We start from the raw sequence: 19,055 nt of genomic DNA on the forward strand, positions 1-19,055 counted from the left end.
TTGGATTAATTTCTGAAGGCTTTATTTATTTCAAAATCTGGACATATATATAATAGCACATTAAAAACTGGACACATATGTGTAACGTGTCCAGTTTTTATAAAAATATGAACACGTGTAGTTAATATGTTCATATTTATGCTTTAATTTGTATATATGTCCAGTTTTTTACCGTAAAGTGAACACGTGTATGGCCTACGATAGAGCTAAGCCTTTTAATGATCTTCCATTGCTTCCTCCATCTAAGGACGTAGAGGATATAGAAATTCTAAAAAAACTCGTAACTACATCGCGGGCACTTGCTGCGGCAAACAGTACAGTAAAAAGATTACCAAATCCTTATATGCTGATAAATACGATAGCTTTGCAGGAGGCGAAAGCATCAACGGCTATAGAGAATATTTTTACTACTGAAGACGAGTTGTATAAGGCGGTGTCAGATTCAGTGAAAGAAAGTGATGCTAATGTCGGCACGAAAGAAGTGTTAAGATATAGAGAGGCATTGTGGCAAGGATATGATTTGCTGCTTGATAAAGCAACAATTGATCTGGATTGTATTACGGGGATTTTCAGGAAAATCAAAAATTCTACAGATGGTTTACGCGCTCCTCAATCGTTAACAGTAATCAATCGCGGACAAAGTGAATTTCGTGCAGGTGAGGTTATTTACACTCCCCCAAGAGGTGTGGGAGTTCTTGAGCCTTTAATGGAAAATCTATTGGAGTATTTAAATGACGATCGAAAACATTCCTCCGACCCTTTGATTAAAATGTGTATCGCTCATTATCAATTTGAGGCCATACACCCTTTTCGTGACGGAAATGGGAGAACTGGGCGGATATTAAACCTGTTGTACCTGGTGCATAAGGGATTATTGGATCAGCCAGTTTTGTACTTATCGAAATACATCATTGCAAATAAAGACGAATATTACTACAATTTGGGTATTGTAACTCAAAGAGGATCATGGAAACCGTGGATACTTTATATGCTAGAGGCTATAGAGAAGACGGCACTATTAACAAGTCAATTAATCGTTAGTATTCTGGACCAAATGGAGGCTACCCTTGAACACGCAAGGGGGCGAATAAAATGGTACAATAAAGAGGTTAACGAGGCGATTTTTAGTCAACCTTACATTAAACCTAAGTTTATTGGTGATTTGCTGGGGATTAGCTCAAGGACAACCCTTACTAAATATTTTGCCGAGCTTGTTGATGCAGGTATTCTGCAGGCTGTAAAAGAAGGAAAAGAAGTCTTTTATATTAACGGAGATCTGATCTCCATTTTAGAAGGTTAGTTCGCCGCTCTATCGGCTTAGGCAAGAGTTGGCAGGAAATGAATCATCCAAGGAGTTATCCGAAGAGTTCGATTCTCGTCGGAACCACTTACTTTGCCAGTAGTTATACATAACTGCTGGCTTTTTTGTTTCAAGGGGCTAGAAAAGGGGCGAATTATGTGGGTGCCTTGTTCTATCCAAAATTGATAAAGTGATAGATTAAAAGACTCGGTAGTAATCCTATTACTATTTTAAGGTCAAAAATGAACTAACCTAATAATGGACATGTTATCATAATCTGTCCATTATTGGCTTGCATATATTTCATTAAACTTCTTCAGAATCCCTTTCCAGTCCTTACCAAATTGAACATTAAGCATGCGTCCATCAGGCGAGATAATGATCTTTGAAGGGTATCCATTAACTTTATAATCTTTTTGGATCTTATTGTCAGACATTGCTACGGGTATCGTATACTTATTTAATTCCAAAAAGCCTTTTACTTTTTCTTCTGTATCATAACAGGCAACACTTAGAAAATTTGAATCGCCATGCTTGCCCTCTGTCAATTCTGTATAGAATTTATTCACATCTGGTAGTTCTTCCTTGCAAGGGCCACACCAGGTGCCCCAAAAATCGAGTACCAACCATTTGTTTTTGAAATCTGACAGTATATGTTCCTTGCCATCGATATTCTTTACCTTAAATTCGGGTGCATTCTGCCATGTGGAGATAATGTGATCCATAAAGAAGGTCTTAAAACTGCGGCTAGGAAACTTAGTCTCAAAACGTTTCTGCATATCACTAAGAGTTTCAGGACTCGAATTGATTTGGACAGCCAATAATTTCAAAGCTTCCTGTTCATTGCCTAAACTTAAGAGTTGGTCAATATAGTCATCGCGATAGCTTTCTCTAGATTTTAGGAAAACCCGATCATAAAAGCTAGCATAAGCTTTCTCTTTATTGTTCTTTGGTGAGTATTCGGCTGCCCTAGCTAGATAAGCAATAGCCTTAGTCGAATCTGTTTTTACTACCGAAAGGAACTTTAAGTAGTAAGCATGAGCCAGCATGTTCTGACTTTCGTAGCGCTCTTTGTTAAGGCTATCTGTAGTGTATTTTTGAAGTTTTATAATTGCGGTGCTTAACAATGAATCTGCTGCCTCTTTTTTGTTTACATCCAGCAACAAGTTGTACATCAGTAATGCATACCTGCCACCATTGCCTTCCTTCATTTCGGCGTCACCCATTTTGTTGAAAGCCATTGCAGTTGCTAGTTGTAATGTAGCATTTTTTGAATCTGCTTTGGCTTTTGTCCAAAGATTTAATGGCCTTGTTTTTTGGAGATAAATGGGATTTTTATCGGATATAAACATCTGAATCAGCTCTGCGCTTTTACGATCCATTTCTTTCCGCCCAGGATAATCGTGTTCACCAATGAAGTTTTGAGCAAAAGACTGTTGTACCCACTGCGTGAATGAAGGTGTATTGTAGAAGTATCTACTTACTGCGTAAGCTTCTGCTGCACTTCCCTTATCCAAGGCGGCTCCTATCTTGTTGTGTAGGTGACTGTTTTGGTCTTTAAGGTACTCGTTTGGGGTTTTCATTAGGGCATCCGAATAGACCTGGTAATTGTAGTCGTTTCCAGTTTGCTGGATTAAATTAAGTTTACTAACAGTATAATAAGCATCGTTTTTAAATTTGGGGTTGAAAGCTTCTAAGGACTTTTTAACTTTTAAAGAATCATATTCCCCTCTTGTTTTCAATTCATTGCTCCAGTAGCTCAACTTAACAGCCATGTCCATCCAAGTGGAATCTGGTTTGGCAATGGTTGTTGTATTACTTAGTTTTTTCATTGTGATGACCTCCGCCTGCTCAGTTTTTTCTGCACCCGATGAGAAGTCTGTAACTTTTGATGCAAAATTGGTTTTGGTGAATTCGTTAAGAATTAAACCTGTTTTTGAATCAAATGAATATTTTGAATTGGTGGTTGACCCATCTTTGCGCGTTTCTGACATATTTAGCTTCAGTACCCCCGCCTTATTTGCCACGATCTTGAACTTGGCGCCGGTGTCTTTATTTTCCCAAGTGCTTTGAGTTGTTAATGCTTTGTCAGGGAATTGATAGAATAGGCCTTGCATTTGGGCTGTAAAACCGTCACCTGCATTGTTTAGTAGTTGTTGTTCAATTTCAGGATTCAAGTTCCATGTGCTGAGAGTAGATTTTAATTGATCTTGCAGTTGATCTACACTGATTATCTTTCCTTTGTTATTTAAAGTTACGGTAAAAGGCTTGTTGAGCATGGCAATGGGAAAGAGTACGCCTGTAGACATGAAATTAGTCTTTTTTAGCGAGTCGGTATTCAGCAATACCTTTTTGTTACTCTTGATAAATGCTTTTACAATTTTGCACTCAAAAATATTGTTGCCTTCCGAGTTTTTGCCTAATGATCGAAATGCATAAGTAAATGATTCATCAGATTTGGCGACTAAAGTATCGATTGTACGGCTAGTGATTTCAAAAGTTTTGTTTTTGGCAACCCGCAGTTGTTGTGAAAAGCCATAACTTATTGCCGTTAGTGTGATTAACAGGGTTAAATAGGGTTTCATATTGAGAATGGTTAATAGTTCAATATAAGTATTTATTCTATGAATTTATCATTCAACAACTATCACAATAGAGGGAGATTCGATGAAACAAAACAATAATGTCTCTAAAATTATTACCAGAATAGGATTTGATGTAAATTGCACAAAAATTAATTATGAGTACAATAAACGTTATTCCGGAATATAAAGATTTTAGTGAGTTTTATGTTAAAGGAGTTCTTCCATACAAAGAATTAAATCCAACTCATATTAGGCTTGATGGAAAAATGCTAGGAAGCACAAGAAATTTTTCTGCTTATTTTTGGTATTCGGGTAAAAAATGGAAAGTGGGTGCCGATACACATATTGATCGCCTAAAACTAGCTTATGATGCGTGTAAAGCGAGTGATGAGCCGTTTGTGATAAAAAGCACAAGAGACAAAAAGGGACAGTATTTAGAGATAAAAGGACAGCCCATAAGAGATAAGAAGTTCTATGTTTATAACGCAGGTTAAATAAAGAGATCAATTAAAAAGCCTTTAGAATTCCTCTAAAGGCTTTTTAATTGAAAGCAGTGCTTTACAAATTATTTTAATTCGTCAAGTTTTACGCTTTTAAGGAATGACTCTAATTCCGGAAGCGTATATCCTGTTCCGTCTAAGCTTACAGAATACCTGTCTTTATAAAGGAATTTGATGGACGAGCTAACTGAGTTTTCAGATTTGGTTTCCTCAGTTATTGAGCGAATGCCATTAACGTCTACTGTTTTAGTGACTGTACCATTAGACTCCGATTCTTTGTCCATACTTAATGTCATGGCCATTAAGGAAATGATAGCACTTCCAGATTCACCTGCACCATCAATAATCCCCACTTTTACATATTTAGTATCATCACCGTACTCTGCTTCAATTGTACTCAGACCGGTTACGGCGTAACCTCCCGCACTGAAACTCTTTCTTTTCAATCCGTCAAGCGTTTCGGGAACTGCAGCCTTAAGTTCGTCGTTTGTTAAGGGAGTTAGTTTTTTTAGCTTGGTAGACAATTCTTCCATCTTATCCGCAGATTTGGCTACTTTATTCAGATTGCTAACGTTGTCGATAAGACTGCCAGTACCTGAATCGCTTTCTTCTTTTTTTTGATTACCACAAGAGAGCATTAGAAATGCCATGCCTGCTATTAGTGTTTTTTTCAGCATAGGGTTGAAATTAAATGTGATACAATTTAATAAATTTATAAGAATTAATATGTTAAATTTAGATGAATATTTAATCTAATTGTTTAATTGTCAGTTGGTTTGTTTGGGTTTTTTCAGTTTGAGAATTTTGAGAGATGGAAAAGTGGATGCATCCTAATCTCAGTAATCTTACGCTAAGCCCAAACTATCTGACATTAGTTGAAATCTTTTTCAATATAATTGCTAAGTTTACTTCTAAATGACCTGTATTGATAACCTAAACCTAGTGATTGTGAGTAGTTAACCAAAGTTCCTTCAGTAATTAGAACGCTCATTAATTCACAAGTTCTCCTCAAAATTCTTTTGGTGGAGAGCCACATTAACTAAATTCCTTTATGATTAAAACTAAATACTTTAAAATTTCTCTTGCTGTATTTTCAACAGTTTGTACTTCTGTTGTATTTTATGCTTGTAAAACGGTAGTGCCTAAAACCGCTGCTGCTCCTATTTCTGCCATTACTACACCAGTAAAACCAGCACGAATTCTTGTGTTTTCAAAAACTAAAGGCTTTTATCATTCTTCTATTCCGGCTGGTATTGCTGCGATACAAAAGCTAGGTAAAGAGAATAACTTTATTGTAGACACGACTAAAAACGCAGCCTATTTTGTTCAAGATAGTTTAAAAAACTATAGCGCCGTAATTTTCTTAAGCACAACAATGAATGTGTTAAACTCTGATGAGCAGGTAGCTTTTGAAAGATACATTCAATCTGGAGGTGGTTATGCGGGCGTTCATGCTGCTGCTGATACTGAATACGATTGGCCTTGGTACAATAAGCTTGTTGGAGCTTACTTTATGAGTCATCCAAGTAATTCAAATGTGCGTAAGGCAACTATAGATGTTATTGATACAACACATATATCTACTAAAGGATTGCCTAAAAGATGGGAGCGTACGGATGAATGGTATAATTATAAAAACATACAGGGAGACCTAAAAGTTGTTGCTAAACTTGATGAAAGTACTTACGAGGGTGGAGAGAACGGAGATAATCATCCTATTGCATGGTATCATGAATTCGATGGGGGTCGTGCTTTTTACACTGGTGGCGGACATACAGATGAAAGCTTTAGTGAGCCATTATTTTTAAAGCACCTGTTGGGTGGTATTAAATATGCAATTGGTAGCAATGTAACATTGGATTATTCTAAAGCCTACGCGGTTAAAAAGCCAGAAGATAATCGTTTTACTAAAACAATATTATCTAATGATTTAAATGAGCCTATGGAATTATCTGTAGCTCCTGATGGAAGAGTGTTTTTCATTGAGCGTGCGGGTAATTTTTATGTATATGATCCTGCGGATAAGAAAACAACATTGGTTTATAAATTCCCTGTTAAAGCGGTAGATAAATACCTTAATGGTTTATTGGGGATCACCATCGACCCAGATTTTGCAACCAATAGCTATTTGTATTTCTTCTATACAGCTTCAACGGGTGATAAGTACAAGCAACATATTTCTCGTTTTAAAATCAATAAGGAAAATGAACTTGATCTTAAATCTGAACAGATTATAATAGAGGTGCCAATTGACCTTGAGGTAAGTGCTCACACTGGTGGTTCTTTAGCTTGGGATAAACATAAAAACCTATACATTTCAACAGGAGATAATACTGTTCCTTTTGAATCGGATGGTTTTGCTCCTATTGATCGAATGGACAACAGGTTAGTATATAGTGCAGAACGTTCTGCTGGAAATACAAATGACCTACGTGGTAAGATTTTGCGTATTCATCCTGAAGCAGATGGAAGTTATACTATTCCTGAAGGGAACTTATTTGCTAAAGGAACGCCGAAAACTCGCCCTGAAATTTATGTAATGGGTTGTCGTAATCCTTATCGTATGTCTGTTGATGCAGAAACAGGAATCGTGTACTGGGGCGAAGTTGGACCAGATTCTGGCGAGGACGGCTTGCAAGGCCCACGTGGTTATGATGAATTTAATCAGGCAAAAAAAGCAGGAAATTTTGGTTGGCCATATTTTGTAGGAGATAGCAAACCTTACAAAGAAGTAGACTTTGCGACAAGAGGGAAAGGAGCAACCTTAAAGGTAGGCCCACTTTTTGACATCAATGGAGCAACAAACAATTCGCCGTATAATACAGGCGCTAAAGTTCTTCCTCCGCCAACTAAAGCGATGGTGTGGTATCCTTACAACAGATCGGAAGAGTTTCCTGCTTTAGGGCAGGGTGGTAGATGTGCTATGGGTGGTCCTGTTTATCATTATAATGCAGCGCTTAAATCTGATACGAAATTCCCTGAGTATTATGATAAGGCTTTGTTTATGTACGATTGGATGAGAAACTGGGTGTTTGCAGTACGCCTGGATGAAAACCAAAATTATGTACGTATGGAACCTTTCATGGAAACTAACGGTGATTTCAGACGTCCTATTGATATAGAAGTTGGTCCGGAAGGATCGTTTTATATGTTAGAATATGGATCTGTTTACGGGATAGACAATGTTGATGCCCGTTTGGTTCGTATTGATTACAATGGTGGAAATCGTGCTCCGGTTGCTAAAATTGAAACTAAAGATACTATTGGAATTGCGCCATACAAGGTTGCCTTTAATTCAAAAAGCTTTGATAATGATGACGATGATAAATTGTCGTACGAATGGCGTTTTGAGGGAGATAAGGTAGCGTCAACAGACCAAAATGTTGCCTACACATTCCAAAAAAATGGCGTCTATAAAGCCATTTTAAAAGTAACAGATTTAGCCGGTAAAAGCGGACTAGACACAGTTGTGATTAAAGTAGGTAACACTATGCCTCAGGTAGCAATAAATACTACCAGCAATAGTTCTTTCTTTTTCCCTAAGGCTACTAATTTTAATTATAAAGTTGATGTGAAGGATAATGAGGATAAGGTTATAGATGTAAAGAAAGTAAAAGTGAATCTTGACTTTATTGCCAAAGTAGAAAGCAACCAGGCGCTGATAGGCCATCAGGAGATTTCGCCGACATATAATTTCGGTAAATCATTAGTCGCTAAAAGCGATTGTAAGGCTTGTCACCAGATAAATGGCAAATCAGTTGGTCCATCATTTATGCAGGTTGCTCAGCGTTATTCTGGTAACAAAGAGGCTGTAGGTCGTTTGGCTAAAAAGATTATTGTTGGTGGAGGTGGTGTTTGGGGAGAGCATGCGATGAGTGCCCATCCTCAGATTTCTAATGATGATGCAACTGAGATTGTTAAGTATATTTTAAGTTTAAATGCTAAAAAGGCCAATGTTGCGCTACCGCAGCAAGGATCTGTGGCATTAAAACAGCATTTGGGCAATAAGGATCAGGGTAGGTATATTTTCTCTGCTTCTTATACCGATAAAGGTGGAGCAATAACCCCGTTAACAAAAAAGGAAACGATTGTATTGCGTCCGGCAAAAGTACAGGCAGAGGATGCTGATGTGTTTCACAATGTAGATAAAAGTGATACGTATGTTGGTAGCATCCACAATAAGTCTTATTTCGTGCTAAAAAACATCGACTTAAGAAATATTGATAAACTTACTTATTACTATGCCTCAGCAAGCCATAATGGAACTATTGAAGTTCATATTGATTCGCCAAAAGGTGAGGTGATTAGTACTGTCGATTTTACCAAAACAGGTAACTGGGAGAAGTATACGGAACTAAGTACTGCTATAAAAAATCCTGGAGGTAAGCATGATCTTTATTTCGTGTTTGTAAAAAATACCCAACCAAATAGAGATTTAATAAGTGTAGATTGGATCAATTTTGAGTAAGTTATTCAGCTTTGCGTTTTTATCGCTAGTGCTTGTGGTTCCATACTGTAAGGCTCAAGAGGTGATGCCATTGTATCCAGATAAAATACCAAACTCCAGGTCTGTAACTAATGATGAACTGAGAACAGCTAATGGAGACGTAGATAGTTTAACTTCTAACGTTTCCATTCCTACTCTTTCTGTTTTCTTGCCTCCAAAGGGTTTAGGGAATGGAACTGCGGTTATTATTTGCCCAGGTGGTGGGTATCATGTTCTGCTTACAAAAAGAGAGGGCAGTGATGCAGCCAGAGCATTTGCTAAAATGGGCGTAACGGCTTTCGTGTTAAAATACAGATTGCCGAGCGATAAGACAATGTTAGATAAATCTATTGGCCCGTTGCAAGATGCTCAACAGGCAATTAAAATAGTGAGGCAGAATGCTAAGGAATGGAATGTTGATCCAAATAAAATAGGTATTCTGGGCTTTTCTGCAGGAGGGCATCTTGCCGCCACTGCAGGAACACATTTTAAAACGGCTGTTGTAGAGAATGGGAAAGGGACTAGTCTTAGGCCTGATTTTATGTTACTCATAAATCCTGTTATTTCCTTTACCAATAAGATTGGTCATATTGGCTCAAGAGATAATCTTCTTGGGCCTTCACCAACGGAAGAAAAGATAAAACTGTACTCTAATGAGTTGCAGGTAACTGCTGAAACTCCTCCTTCGATTTTAATCCATTCTGATGCTGATCAGGTTGTGCCTGTAGCTAATAGCATGGAATTCTATAGGGCCCTTAAAGAAAATAAGGTTTCAGGAGAGCTGCATATTTATGCTAAAGGAGAGCATGGTTTTTTAACAGCACCTTCTTTTGATGAATGGTTTGGGCGGTGCATTTTCTGGATGAAAAGCATGTCTCTGATTTGAAACTTAAATAAGAAAAAATAATAGGATATCTTTGCCCTATGTCGTCACATCATATCATTCGCGAGAAACAAGAACCAGCACTATATATCCACCATTTAGGTGCTTTTAATGAAGAGTATCTTGGCCAGCTATTAGAGTGGAGTCCAACATTAATAGTTAGCGCTGCGGTTTATGAGAAGGTAATTAGCCTTGGTTTAAAAGTGGATGTTGTGGTTAATTCAAGTGATCAGGATTTTCAGGAAAACACTAAGGTTATCCATGCCAAATCAGAGGAGTTGGATGCTGTTTTAGATTACTTGATCGCAGAGAAATATCCTGCGGTAAACATTATTGATTCAGAAAGTAACTTAAGAGAATTGGGAAGCTATATTGATGCAATAAATATTGTTGTATTTACTGAAACGGAGAAATCATATGCCATTAAATCCGGATTTAATGTGTGGAAGCCTAAAGGCAGTGTTTTTAACATTGACGTAGTCTCTTATTTTGAAACGAGTAATTTAAAGCAAACGGAAAATAACAACTTTGAGGTAATAAATGATGGCTTTGTTGAGTTTACATTCAATGTGCCATACTTATTTATTGGCGAAGGGCTGTAATTGAAGAAGAAACCTGTATATGATAATTTTAAGGAAAGCTAAGGAAGAGGATATTGCTACTATTCAAGATTTGGCAGATAGAACCTGGCGGATTACTTACGCTGAGTATCTTTCAACAGAACAAATTGACTACATGTTGGAGAAAATGTATAACCGGGGAGAGTTGCTTTCGCAATTACAAAAGGGGTATGCCTTTTTGATTGCTGAGGAAGATGATATAGATCTGGGCTTTGCTAGCTTCTCTATTTTTGAGCCTGAAAATCATTCCTTTAAATTGCATAAGTTATATGTTTTACCTCAAACGCATGGAAGAGGAGTAGGTAAGCTGTTAATCAACGAAGTTTTTAATTTGGTGAAAAGAGCCGGAGCAAAATCACTTCAGTTAAATGTAAACAAGAATAATAGGGCCAAGGACTTTTATGAAAAGGCTGGGTTTATAATAAAAGAAACCGTTATCCTTGATATCGGTAACGGTTTCGTAATGGACGATTATGTGATGGAAAAGACCATCCTATAATTCTAGTTTTTTTCCAGTTTCGGAATCCTTGTTGGTGTATCAATACCTTTTACAATACTTATTGCACTCTTTGCAATCCCTTGTATGGTTGCCAATATATTCTCTGAATCTAATGTGCTGTATTCGTCTTTTACAGTATGATAAAACTTATCAATATCTATTTGATCGGTACTAATGGTGTGCGCCGGAACGCCAAGTGCGGCCAAGGTCGCATTGTCACTTCTATAGAATAGGTTTTGCTGTGGATATGGATCTGGGTGGAAAGTGAACTTCGTTCCTTTAAGGTTTTTCTGTAAAATCTGTCCGAAATCCGATTTATCGTAACCTGTTATAAAGGCAGTATTTTTACCAAACTTACTTTCCTTGCCAATCATTTCTATGTTAAACATGGCTACAACATCATCAGGGTTTAGTTTCTCTGAAAAATGTCTGGCACCAAATCCTCCAATCTCTTCTGCTGTAAAAGCAACAAATATTAAAGTACGTTCATTGTTGTTTAATTTCTTGTAGTACTTTGCCAAAGCGATCATAGCAGTTGTGCCGGATGCATCATCATCAGCGCCATTTGCAATACTATCTTGTCCATCAGCTTGGATAATGCCTAGGTGATCGTAATGACCAGAAAATATTACCAGTTCTTTGGCTTTTGATTTACCAGGAATCATACCTGCAACATTAAACAAGGGCATTTTTGCAAAGGAGTTTTTAAGCTCTACTTTGAAATTGTTCGCAACTGTATCCTTATCGAGTACAAAAACAAGAGCGGTGGCTTTTGCGTTTAAATCTTTTTCGTCCAATATGCTGCCTTTCTCAAGATATCCTTTGATTCTGTTAAATGCATCAGCAAATTTTGCATCAACTAATATCAGTTGTTTCTTCCCGCTTCTGCTAATTGGTCTGAACTGATCCATGAAAGGTTTAGATGGATCAAGTTTTATCCACCCATCACTGTTTGTATTATCAAAAGATAAGTTTTCTGAAGTATTACCAAACACCATTATGTTTGTTGGGTCAACAGCAGTACCGTCAATTGAAACGGATGTAGCCTCAGGTTTTAGCTGATATTTGAAAAAGGATTGACGATAACCTGTTTGTCCTTCAAGGGGCTTTAAACCAATTTTTTTAAACTCCGATTCAATAAAAGTTGCGGCCTTATCAATGCCGGGAGTAAAAGTCCCTCTGCCCTGCATATCGTCGCTGCTTAGGGTTTTGATGAGTCTGTCGACATAATCTTTTGTGATTATTTTATTGATGTCTTGTGCGTTTGCTTGTTGTGCAATTAGAAGCACAAAAAAGAAGTATAGGGCCTTTCTCATATATGTTAATTAGAATTCAATGCGTTTTTTCTTCTGTTTATCTCCGTTGAAACACGTGTGTCGTGAACGCCATCGATAACACTTATTTCATAGTCTTTGTCTTTATCAGATTCGTACATCTGGGCAGTTTCTATATTTTCTACAGATCTGTCGTATGGCCCTCTGCTGCTCATCAATTTAACAAAAACGGGTAAGCATTCAAAGAAAATAAATAACAAGCCAATAAACGTTACTGCTAGTGAAGTATTTACATCTTTTTTACCATCAGGCCGAATACTTAATTGACCTAAGGCAGAGTTTCTGTCGGCAAAACCGGCTATGCTGGTTAAGCTATCAAGTTGTTTGCTGGTATATAATTTTTCACTCATTAAGCCATCAAACTGCTTTCTTCCATCAACAAAACCCTCTAGTTTTCGCACATCTGCTGATAAGGTGTCGAGGTTTTGCTCCCGTTGCTTCAGTTCTGCTTCCTTTCTTTTGGCATATGGGCCATAGCCCATAATCCCTGAAGTTTCAGTTGTTTTGTTTCCGAAGATTTCGAAATTTAGTTTTTGTCTGTCAACCTTTATTCCACTTTCCATAGAATCTCGCTGAGCTTTTACATCTTTAAGTTTAGCAAGCTCAATTTTGTATTTATTGCCAAAAGCAGCATTAAGTGTGTCAATTTTTGATCGCTGATTGGTTAAATAAGTAACCTTTAAGCGTTCCTTAATCTCCTTGTCGAATATTTTTAATTCAAGCGGACGAGAGATAACAATCCCGATCATGATAGCAAGTAAGATACGTGGGGTTGCCTGTAACACCTGCTTGCTGGTAGAAGCACTTTTATTAATACTTGAAACGATGTAACGATCCATGTTAAAAATGGCAAGACCCCATATTAAGCCAAAAAGAAAAGCAAATGGAAGCGCCGTAGAATCGCCCTTGAAAACGAAATACATAGCGTAGCCACCAGAAAGAGCCGCAAATAATCCGGTAAAGAAGATGGTGGCACCGATGCCAATGTATTTATTATGTTCTGTAGGGTGTTTTTCAAGTGTAGAAATGTGTACTCCTGAGCAGAACCAAAAGAAACGTGATACTGAATTCATGATGTTAAGGCCAAAGTTAGCAAAGACTTACTATTAAACGCCCGACATACTTAGTTGTTACAGATATTCACTTTTTTGTAATGTTTCCTTTTACTCTTGTGGATACTTGCGTAACTTTATCTAAGTTTGAAAAAATCAAAATGATATGATTAAGGAAATAACAGTTGAGGAGCTTAAAGCAAAGATTGATAATAAAGAAGATTTTCAGTTGATCGATGTTAGAGAGCCATTTGAATACGAAACTTCAAACCTTAACGGAGAGAATATCCCTTTGGGTGGTATTTTAATTGAAGCGGATAAAATTGCTACCGATAAACCGGTAATTATGCAGTGCAGAAGTGGTAAAAGAAGTGCTATGGCAGTAATGCAATTAGAACAACAGCTTGGTTTAACCAATTTGTATAATCTTAAAGGAGGCATTCTGGCTTGGCAGGAAGCTTTTGATCCTGATATGCAAGTTTACTAAGGTATGTTTAAGAAAGTAGCTTTAAATGTTTTTTACAACCTGGGAGTTATCTTGTCGGGGTATGGGATATTTTGGGCTTTTAATAATGGAAAATACCCAATAGTAGCGCTTTTTGTGGTTACCGCAGGGTTCTTCCTATATCAAAAGCTTCAACTCGTAAAAGAGATGCGTAGTACGCTTAAGAACAAGTAAAAAGATCTTTAGGAATACCTTCCAGGCCAAGACCGGGAAGGTATTTTAATGAATATTTACCATCCACCATTTCTGGTGATTTAAATGGATTGTTTTTGGTTAATGATGGGCCATCCAAATCTGCCCAATCGCACAACGGAGCTAATGCAATTCCAGCTTGTGTTGCACACGAAGTTTCGCTCATACAACCAATAAGAACCTTCATTCCAAATGAACGTGCCTTTAGGATCATTTGGTGAGCCTCATACATACCTGCACTTTTCATCAGCTTTACATTAATGCCATGATAGGCGCCTTTTAATGCGTCCATGTCTAATAAACGCTGCACCGCTTCGTCAGCTATAATAGGGATTGGACTTCTGCCGGTTAGCCAGGCATTTCCATCCAGGTTGGTTTTATCCATTGGCTGTTCTATCAGCAATGCCCCCTTATCGTGTAACCAATAGATCATATCAATAGCTTGAGCTTTGTCTTTCCACCCCTGATTGGCATCAATATATAAAGGCAAATTACTTACACTTCTTATCGTATCGATAAGCTCTTTATCGTTGTCTCTGCCGAGTTTTATTTTTAGCACCTTAAATCCTTTGGCATCGGCTACTTTTTTCCTTATAACTTCAAGGGTATCAATTCCTATAGTAAAAGATGTTACAGGCATTTTTAACGGGTTGGCGCCATAAATTTCATAGCATGGCTTGTTTAAAATCTTGCCATTTATGTCGTTCAATGCAATATCTATCGCCGCTTTTATAGCAGGGTGACCACTTTCAATCTCATCAAGATATGCAATTGCCTCCTTGAAATTAAAAGGGTAAGTGAATCTTTTCCAATCTATCTTGTTTAAAAAAGCTGCGGCACTTTCTAAACTTTCGCCCATATAAGGAACCATTGATGCTTCGCCATATCCATCAACCCCTTCATAGGTAAGCTTTATCAGCATAAGAGGGGTACTTGTTCTGGTGAATTTGGCAATAGAAAAAGGATGTTTTAATTCCAGTTGATATGGTTTGGCGTTTACCTGCATGAGCTAAAAAAGCTTTAAGTAATATCAAAGTTAAAAAAATGGGTGCTGCCGCTAATGTAAAAATAATATGCCTAATATTGCGCCTAGTATGAATAGCACAATATATCAACCGTTTAAAAACTTCGATTTTAAGTATAAAAACTGCTTTCTTAGTGGAGATACGTTTTCTGCACCAATAACTGAGATCGGTATTTTACCTGAATGGCTTTTAAAAGTCGCCAACTTTAGCGGAGAGGAGCAGATTAAATTGCTTGATGAAAGCATACGTTCGTACAATAGCTTAAAGGTGCCATGCAGTACTGAGGTGCTCACTAATTTTATTGAGCCTTTAGAAGAGAAAATTTCTAATGCTTTTTCAAAAGGCTATGAAGAAGTTTCTAAGCTTGATGAGGTTGAGCTGTTCAGATGGATTGGTAAATTCATGTATAGCCTTATTTATGTAGAAATGAATGCGGCCGTTCGTCAGCAGCAATTAAGTGCTGATGGAGTAAACATGTCGCAAGGGTTAATGCATAAGTTTGGAAATCTGCATACGATGATCCAGGGTATTTATACTGATGTAATATTTGAAGATTTTAAACCATGGTCAATAATTGTTGTTCCATTGGAAAAGCAGGACACGGCTTTTAGTTTTAGGGATGAGATCAACACAATGACTTTCTCTTTGAAATTAAAAGACTTCGGCATCATTGCCTGCCTGCAGGATAATGGAACGAATAAAAAATACCATCAGGAGTTGTTAGATCAAATTGGTGATTCAGCACTTTCGCCACAGCAGTTTGAAGAGCTTTGTGCACGTTTTTTCTACTCGGCTTATTTGTTCAACAGGCTGCCGGAATATGCAATATTACCTGTTGAAGGCTCAATTTATATTGATGCAATGCCATTGAGAGGCACCTTGAATAAGGCTCTTTTTGATCACTGGCAACATAAAACGTATGCTCAGGTTTTGCAGGATTTCTGGAAACCATGGGATCATACGCTTTTCGAAATCATTAAGGATCCAACAAACCCAATCAGTTATTTTAATCCATCAAGTTTACCAGCTACTACCTAGCCTATTTTTGCAATTATCTGACTTAAGAAATGAGGAATTGTTCCCGGAACAATTAGTACAGTAACAATTAATCCGGCAAGGGCACCAAAAAAGTGAGCATCATGGTTAATGTGGTCTCGTGAATGTCTGGATGCATATACACAATATACCAGGTAGAGTGGCCCAAATATTATAGCCCAAATTGGAATTGGTAAAGGAAATATCATCATGGAAGTAAAGGGCTGAAATAGAATGTAGCTAAACAATACTGCGCTTATTGCTCCTGAAGCACCTAAGCTGTTATACCACATGTCGTTTTTATGCTTTATTACAGATGGGATATCGCTTAAAATTAAACCCATAAAATAGACCACACCAAACTGCCATGAACCTATCATTGCCTCAAGTTGAAAAGCAAAGAAAAAGAAGGTCATCATATTAAAAATTAAGTGCATCCAATCTGCATGGATCAATCCGCTTGTTATCAGTGTATAAACTTTATACCTGCGAGACACACTATATGGATGTAGCATGAATTTGCCAAACAACCCAGGGTCGTTAAAGGCGTATATACTCGTAATAATGGTAAAGACAAAGATTATTGAGGCTACTGGTGTATGCTGAAGGTATTCCATTGTTATTTAAGGATTAATTTTGTGTCGTTTAATAAACGGGCTATGGGGTATCGAGAGTGCGTTTTTTCGTAATAATCAGAATTTTTATAGATAAAGTCAAGCTGTGCCTCAGCATTTTTACTAAAACCGCTGTCTTTGGCCTTTTGAGCCTCAAGTTTTTTCTTTAGCTCTGGATTTTTCTTTAATAATTCCGCAGCAGTATCTTCAAAAACATAAGCACTGAAGTGTTCTTTCATCCCAAGTATTGCATCAAAGAAATTCCAATTGAAAAAGGAATCCATGCCTTGGGGCTCAAGTGTTTCTATAATATATCTGTTGACAGGTTGGTTTGTATAAACTACATAATCACCTTCGTAAAATTGCAATGCCTGTTTTACAGGGCTGACTTTTACTGAAGAATGCAGGTAATGTCCTTCAAATGGGGCACTTACTGTTTTGTAATCACTGATGTAATACGATTCGACATCAATTTGAGTATCCTTTTGCAATTGCTGTACTTTTACATTGTTAAGCTTTAACAGATCAATTATTTTGTCCCATGCTTTTGGAATGATATAAGCAATCGGCTTTGTAATGGTAACTGAAGGCTGATAGGTGTTCCAATATTTTATGGTCTTAGTATATGGCTCATTTCTGTCGTAATACAAACGATCTAGTCCGCTTACTTCACTTGGTTTTTGCTTTGCTGCATATCCTTTGAACTCCAAATCATCAGCTACATTTTTATTGAGGGTCCATTCTATTGGAAACTCAACTTGATTTGTAGTCTCTTCATCTGCCCTTTGTTTATTCTCTCCAATTACTTTTGCATCACGAACTACTATGTCGATATAGATTTGGAGAAGCTTATATGTTGCATCAACTCTTTTGTCATAATCTTTTAGCATATGAGTTTCGGGCATAAAGCCAATTGTATTGTGCAGGGTTGTGTATCCTGTAGAATACCTTGCTGATTCCAAAAAGCCTGTAATCCCTTCATCTGGTGTTTCCTCAACGGAATTTACATAAGGAATCATTTCATACCCAACTTTTTTCATCTCAGTATATAGAGATGGCAACATCGTTTTGGTCATATAGCCAGATAGGATAGGGTTCAACTTGTCCTTATGAGTAGGGATAAGCGTCATTACATATTGATAGTCTGCACCATTACTGGTGTGCGTATCTACAAATATCTCCGGCTGCCAAATGTTAAAGATTTCCTGAAAAGAATGAGAGTTCTTTGAGTCTGTTTTTATGAAATCTCTGTTGAGGTCGTAATTTTTGCTGTTTCCTCTAAAGCCATACGCCACAGGGCCATTTTGGTTTGCCCTCGAAGTTCCTGTTCTATTAAAACTGCCATCAATGTTATAAACCGGAATAATACAGATTACTACATCCTTAGGTAATAAATTGTCTTTTAGTAAGTCTCTGGCAAGCATCATGCTGGCGTCAATACCCTCTGGCTCTCCCGGGTGTATGCCGTTGTTTATTAGTAAAATGCGCTTGTTGCTTTTTCTTATTGCAATAGGATCAAATATTTTATCTTTTGATAAAACCAATAAGTGTAAAGGTTTGCCAAAGTCGGTATTACCATAAGTCAGCAGCTTTGCCTGTTCATATGTTTTATCTAAAAGTTCATAATGTTTAATGGCTTCGTAATAAGTTGCGGTTTCTTTTTTACCGCTTAACTCATATGGTGTTAACTGTGCTGATGTGTCCATTGCTATTAATAAAAGTAAGATGATGAGGTAGCACTTCATTTATTGTTGATGTAGGCGAAGGTATGCTTAAAATAGCGTTTTTCTGGAAAGCCCCATCGGACCAAACTGGTACCTGATGCCTATAGAGAAATACGTGTATACATCTGTATGAGAAGTTTTTTCATTTCCATCTATTCCTCCGTCAAGACTAATGGTATTTTGATAATTTGCATTAATTCCATATCTGTAATATCCCGATCTGTCTGGGAAATAATAGGTATAGCCAAGATTAAGAGGAATAATGAGGTCTTTGGTTCTAGGCTGTTCGGCTCCGCGAACGTTATTTAATACACCACCTAATCCCGCGCCAAAATAAAGGCCTTTTATGGTATTAGAAAAGCCATTTCTTTTATAATCAATTAATGCGCCTAAATATAGCTTGCTATTAATTGTAAATGATTTGTATGAGTTAAGTAATTGAGTGGGCTTAAGGTCAACATCACGAGTCTCACCTTTAATGCGGCCAATCTGACCTTCACCCCCGAGACTAATAAACGGAGTGAAAAAAAATTCACCAACGCCGTAAATAGTCTTTCCGAATTTGCTTTTTTCGTAGTCAGTAAACGATTGGGTAAGCCCGGCACCGCCTCCAAGGCTAAGCTTGTAAAAATTAGATTGTGCAGTGGCGGTTAAACAAAGTAAAAGGGCCAGGAATGAGATAACTGTTGTTTTCAAAGTTT

17 protein-coding genes are annotated in these 19,055 nt (G+C 37.4%); 9 read left to right on the top strand and 8 right to left on the bottom strand.

Translation table 11 applies throughout. The annotated features are described in order from the left end of the window. The first annotated feature begins 190 nt into the window (after positions 1–190). Complete coding sequence (locus HQN83_RS07530) at positions 191–1,300, top strand: Fic family protein (RefSeq protein ID WP_173089736.1); 1,110 nt, start codon at positions 191–193, stop codon at positions 1,298–1,300. 284 nt (positions 1,301–1,584) lie between these two features. On the opposite strand, the gene HQN83_RS07535 is transcribed toward HQN83_RS07530, so the two are convergent. Further along, a complete protein-coding gene (locus tag HQN83_RS07535; protein WP_173089737.1) occupies positions 1,585–3,885 on the bottom strand; it encodes a DUF6263 family protein in 2,301 nt (766 codons plus the stop codon). Between the two features lie 155 nt (positions 3,886–4,040). Between HQN83_RS07535 and HQN83_RS07540 the strand changes: the two genes are divergently transcribed. Then, positions 4,041–4,379 (top strand): hypothetical protein, encoded by a 339-nt coding sequence (locus HQN83_RS07540; protein WP_173089738.1) that lies wholly within the window; start codon positions 4,041–4,043, stop codon positions 4,377–4,379. 71 nt (positions 4,380–4,450) lie between these two features. Here the strand turns inward: HQN83_RS07540 and HQN83_RS07545 are convergent, their stop codons facing one another. Then, positions 4,451–5,062 carry a hypothetical protein gene (locus HQN83_RS07545; protein ID WP_173089739.1) on the bottom strand — a complete coding sequence of 204 codons (612 nt, stop codon included), beginning with the start codon at positions 5,060–5,062 and terminating at the stop codon, positions 4,451–4,453. A 374-nt stretch (positions 5,063–5,436) separates the two neighbouring features. On the opposite strand from HQN83_RS07545, the gene HQN83_RS07550 reads away from it, so the two are divergent. Genes HQN83_RS07550 through HQN83_RS07565 form a run of 4 tightly spaced genes read left to right on the top strand, consistent with a single transcriptional unit; the run spans position 5,437 to position 10,873 of the window. After that, on the top strand, positions 5,437–8,853 hold the full coding sequence (locus HQN83_RS07550; RefSeq protein ID WP_173089740.1) for a ThuA domain-containing protein: 3,417 nt from the start codon (positions 5,437–5,439) through the stop codon (positions 8,851–8,853). Continuing rightward, positions 8,846–9,757 (top strand): alpha/beta hydrolase, encoded by a 912-nt coding sequence (locus tag HQN83_RS07555; RefSeq protein ID WP_246254362.1) that lies wholly within the window; start codon positions 8,846–8,848, stop codon positions 9,755–9,757. The genes HQN83_RS07550 and HQN83_RS07555 overlap by 8 nt, the downstream gene beginning before the upstream one ends. A gap of 38 nt (positions 9,758–9,795) precedes the next feature. Beyond that, positions 9,796–10,356, top strand: coding sequence for a thiamine pyrophosphokinase (locus tag HQN83_RS07560; protein WP_173089741.1), 561 nt, complete (start codon positions 9,796–9,798; stop codon positions 10,354–10,356). A 19-nt stretch (positions 10,357–10,375) separates the two neighbouring features. Further along, positions 10,376–10,873, top strand: a complete 498-nt coding sequence (locus HQN83_RS07565) for a GNAT family N-acetyltransferase (RefSeq protein ID WP_173089742.1) — start codon at positions 10,376–10,378, stop codon at positions 10,871–10,873. A 2-nt stretch (positions 10,874–10,875) separates the two neighbouring features. Here the strand turns inward: HQN83_RS07565 and HQN83_RS07570 are convergent, their stop codons facing one another. Both HQN83_RS07570 and HQN83_RS07575 read right to left on the bottom strand, forming a co-directional pair. Then, positions 10,876–12,189 (bottom strand): M20/M25/M40 family metallo-hydrolase, encoded by a 1,314-nt coding sequence (locus HQN83_RS07570; RefSeq protein ID WP_173089743.1) that lies wholly within the window; start codon positions 12,187–12,189, stop codon positions 10,876–10,878. Positions 12,190–12,194: 5 nt separating this feature from the next. Next, positions 12,195–13,280: a DUF4407 domain-containing protein gene (locus HQN83_RS07575; protein WP_173089744.1), complete on the bottom strand. Its 1,086-nt coding sequence runs from the start codon at positions 13,278–13,280 to the stop codon at positions 12,195–12,197. A gap of 148 nt (positions 13,281–13,428) precedes the next feature. Between HQN83_RS07575 and HQN83_RS07580 the strand changes: the two genes are divergently transcribed. Further along, entirely contained in the window at positions 13,429–13,746 is a 318-nt protein-coding gene (locus tag HQN83_RS07580) for a rhodanese-like domain-containing protein (RefSeq protein WP_173090139.1), read from the top strand. A 3-nt stretch (positions 13,747–13,749) separates the two neighbouring features. Then, on the top strand, positions 13,750–13,938 hold the full coding sequence (locus tag HQN83_RS07585) for a DUF6358 family protein (protein ID WP_108204747.1): 189 nt from the start codon (positions 13,750–13,752) through the stop codon (positions 13,936–13,938). On the opposite strand, the gene HQN83_RS07590 is transcribed toward HQN83_RS07585, so the two are convergent. Then, entirely contained in the window at positions 13,925–14,962 is a 1,038-nt protein-coding gene (locus HQN83_RS07590; RefSeq protein ID WP_173089745.1) for a dipeptide epimerase, read from the bottom strand. The two genes, HQN83_RS07585 and HQN83_RS07590, sit on opposite strands and share 14 nt — an antisense overlap. Before the next feature lie 88 nt (positions 14,963–15,050). On the opposite strand from HQN83_RS07590, the gene HQN83_RS07595 reads away from it, so the two are divergent. Further along, a complete protein-coding gene (locus HQN83_RS07595) occupies positions 15,051–16,019 on the top strand; it encodes a hypothetical protein (protein ID WP_173089746.1) in 969 nt (322 codons plus the stop codon). On the opposite strand, the gene HQN83_RS07600 is transcribed toward HQN83_RS07595, so the two are convergent. Genes HQN83_RS07600 through HQN83_RS07610 form a run of 3 tightly spaced genes read right to left on the bottom strand, consistent with a single transcriptional unit; the run spans position 16,016 to position 19,050 of the window. Further along, complete coding sequence (locus HQN83_RS07600; RefSeq protein ID WP_173089747.1) at positions 16,016–16,633, bottom strand: rhomboid family intramembrane serine protease; 618 nt, start codon at positions 16,631–16,633, stop codon at positions 16,016–16,018. The genes HQN83_RS07595 and HQN83_RS07600 overlap by 4 nt on opposite strands. A gap of 2 nt (positions 16,634–16,635) precedes the next feature. Then, positions 16,636–18,375: a M14 family zinc carboxypeptidase gene (locus HQN83_RS07605; protein WP_173089748.1), complete on the bottom strand. Its 1,740-nt coding sequence runs from the start codon at positions 18,373–18,375 to the stop codon at positions 16,636–16,638. Between the two features lie 27 nt (positions 18,376–18,402). Next, on the bottom strand, positions 18,403–19,050 hold the full coding sequence (locus HQN83_RS07610) for an outer membrane beta-barrel protein (protein ID WP_173089749.1): 648 nt from the start codon (positions 19,048–19,050) through the stop codon (positions 18,403–18,405). Between the last annotated feature and the right edge of the window lie 5 nt (positions 19,051–19,055).

Source organism: Pedobacter foliorum (assembly GCF_013266735.1).
GTDB lineage: Bacteria > Bacteroidota > Bacteroidia > Sphingobacteriales > Sphingobacteriaceae > Pedobacter > Pedobacter foliorum.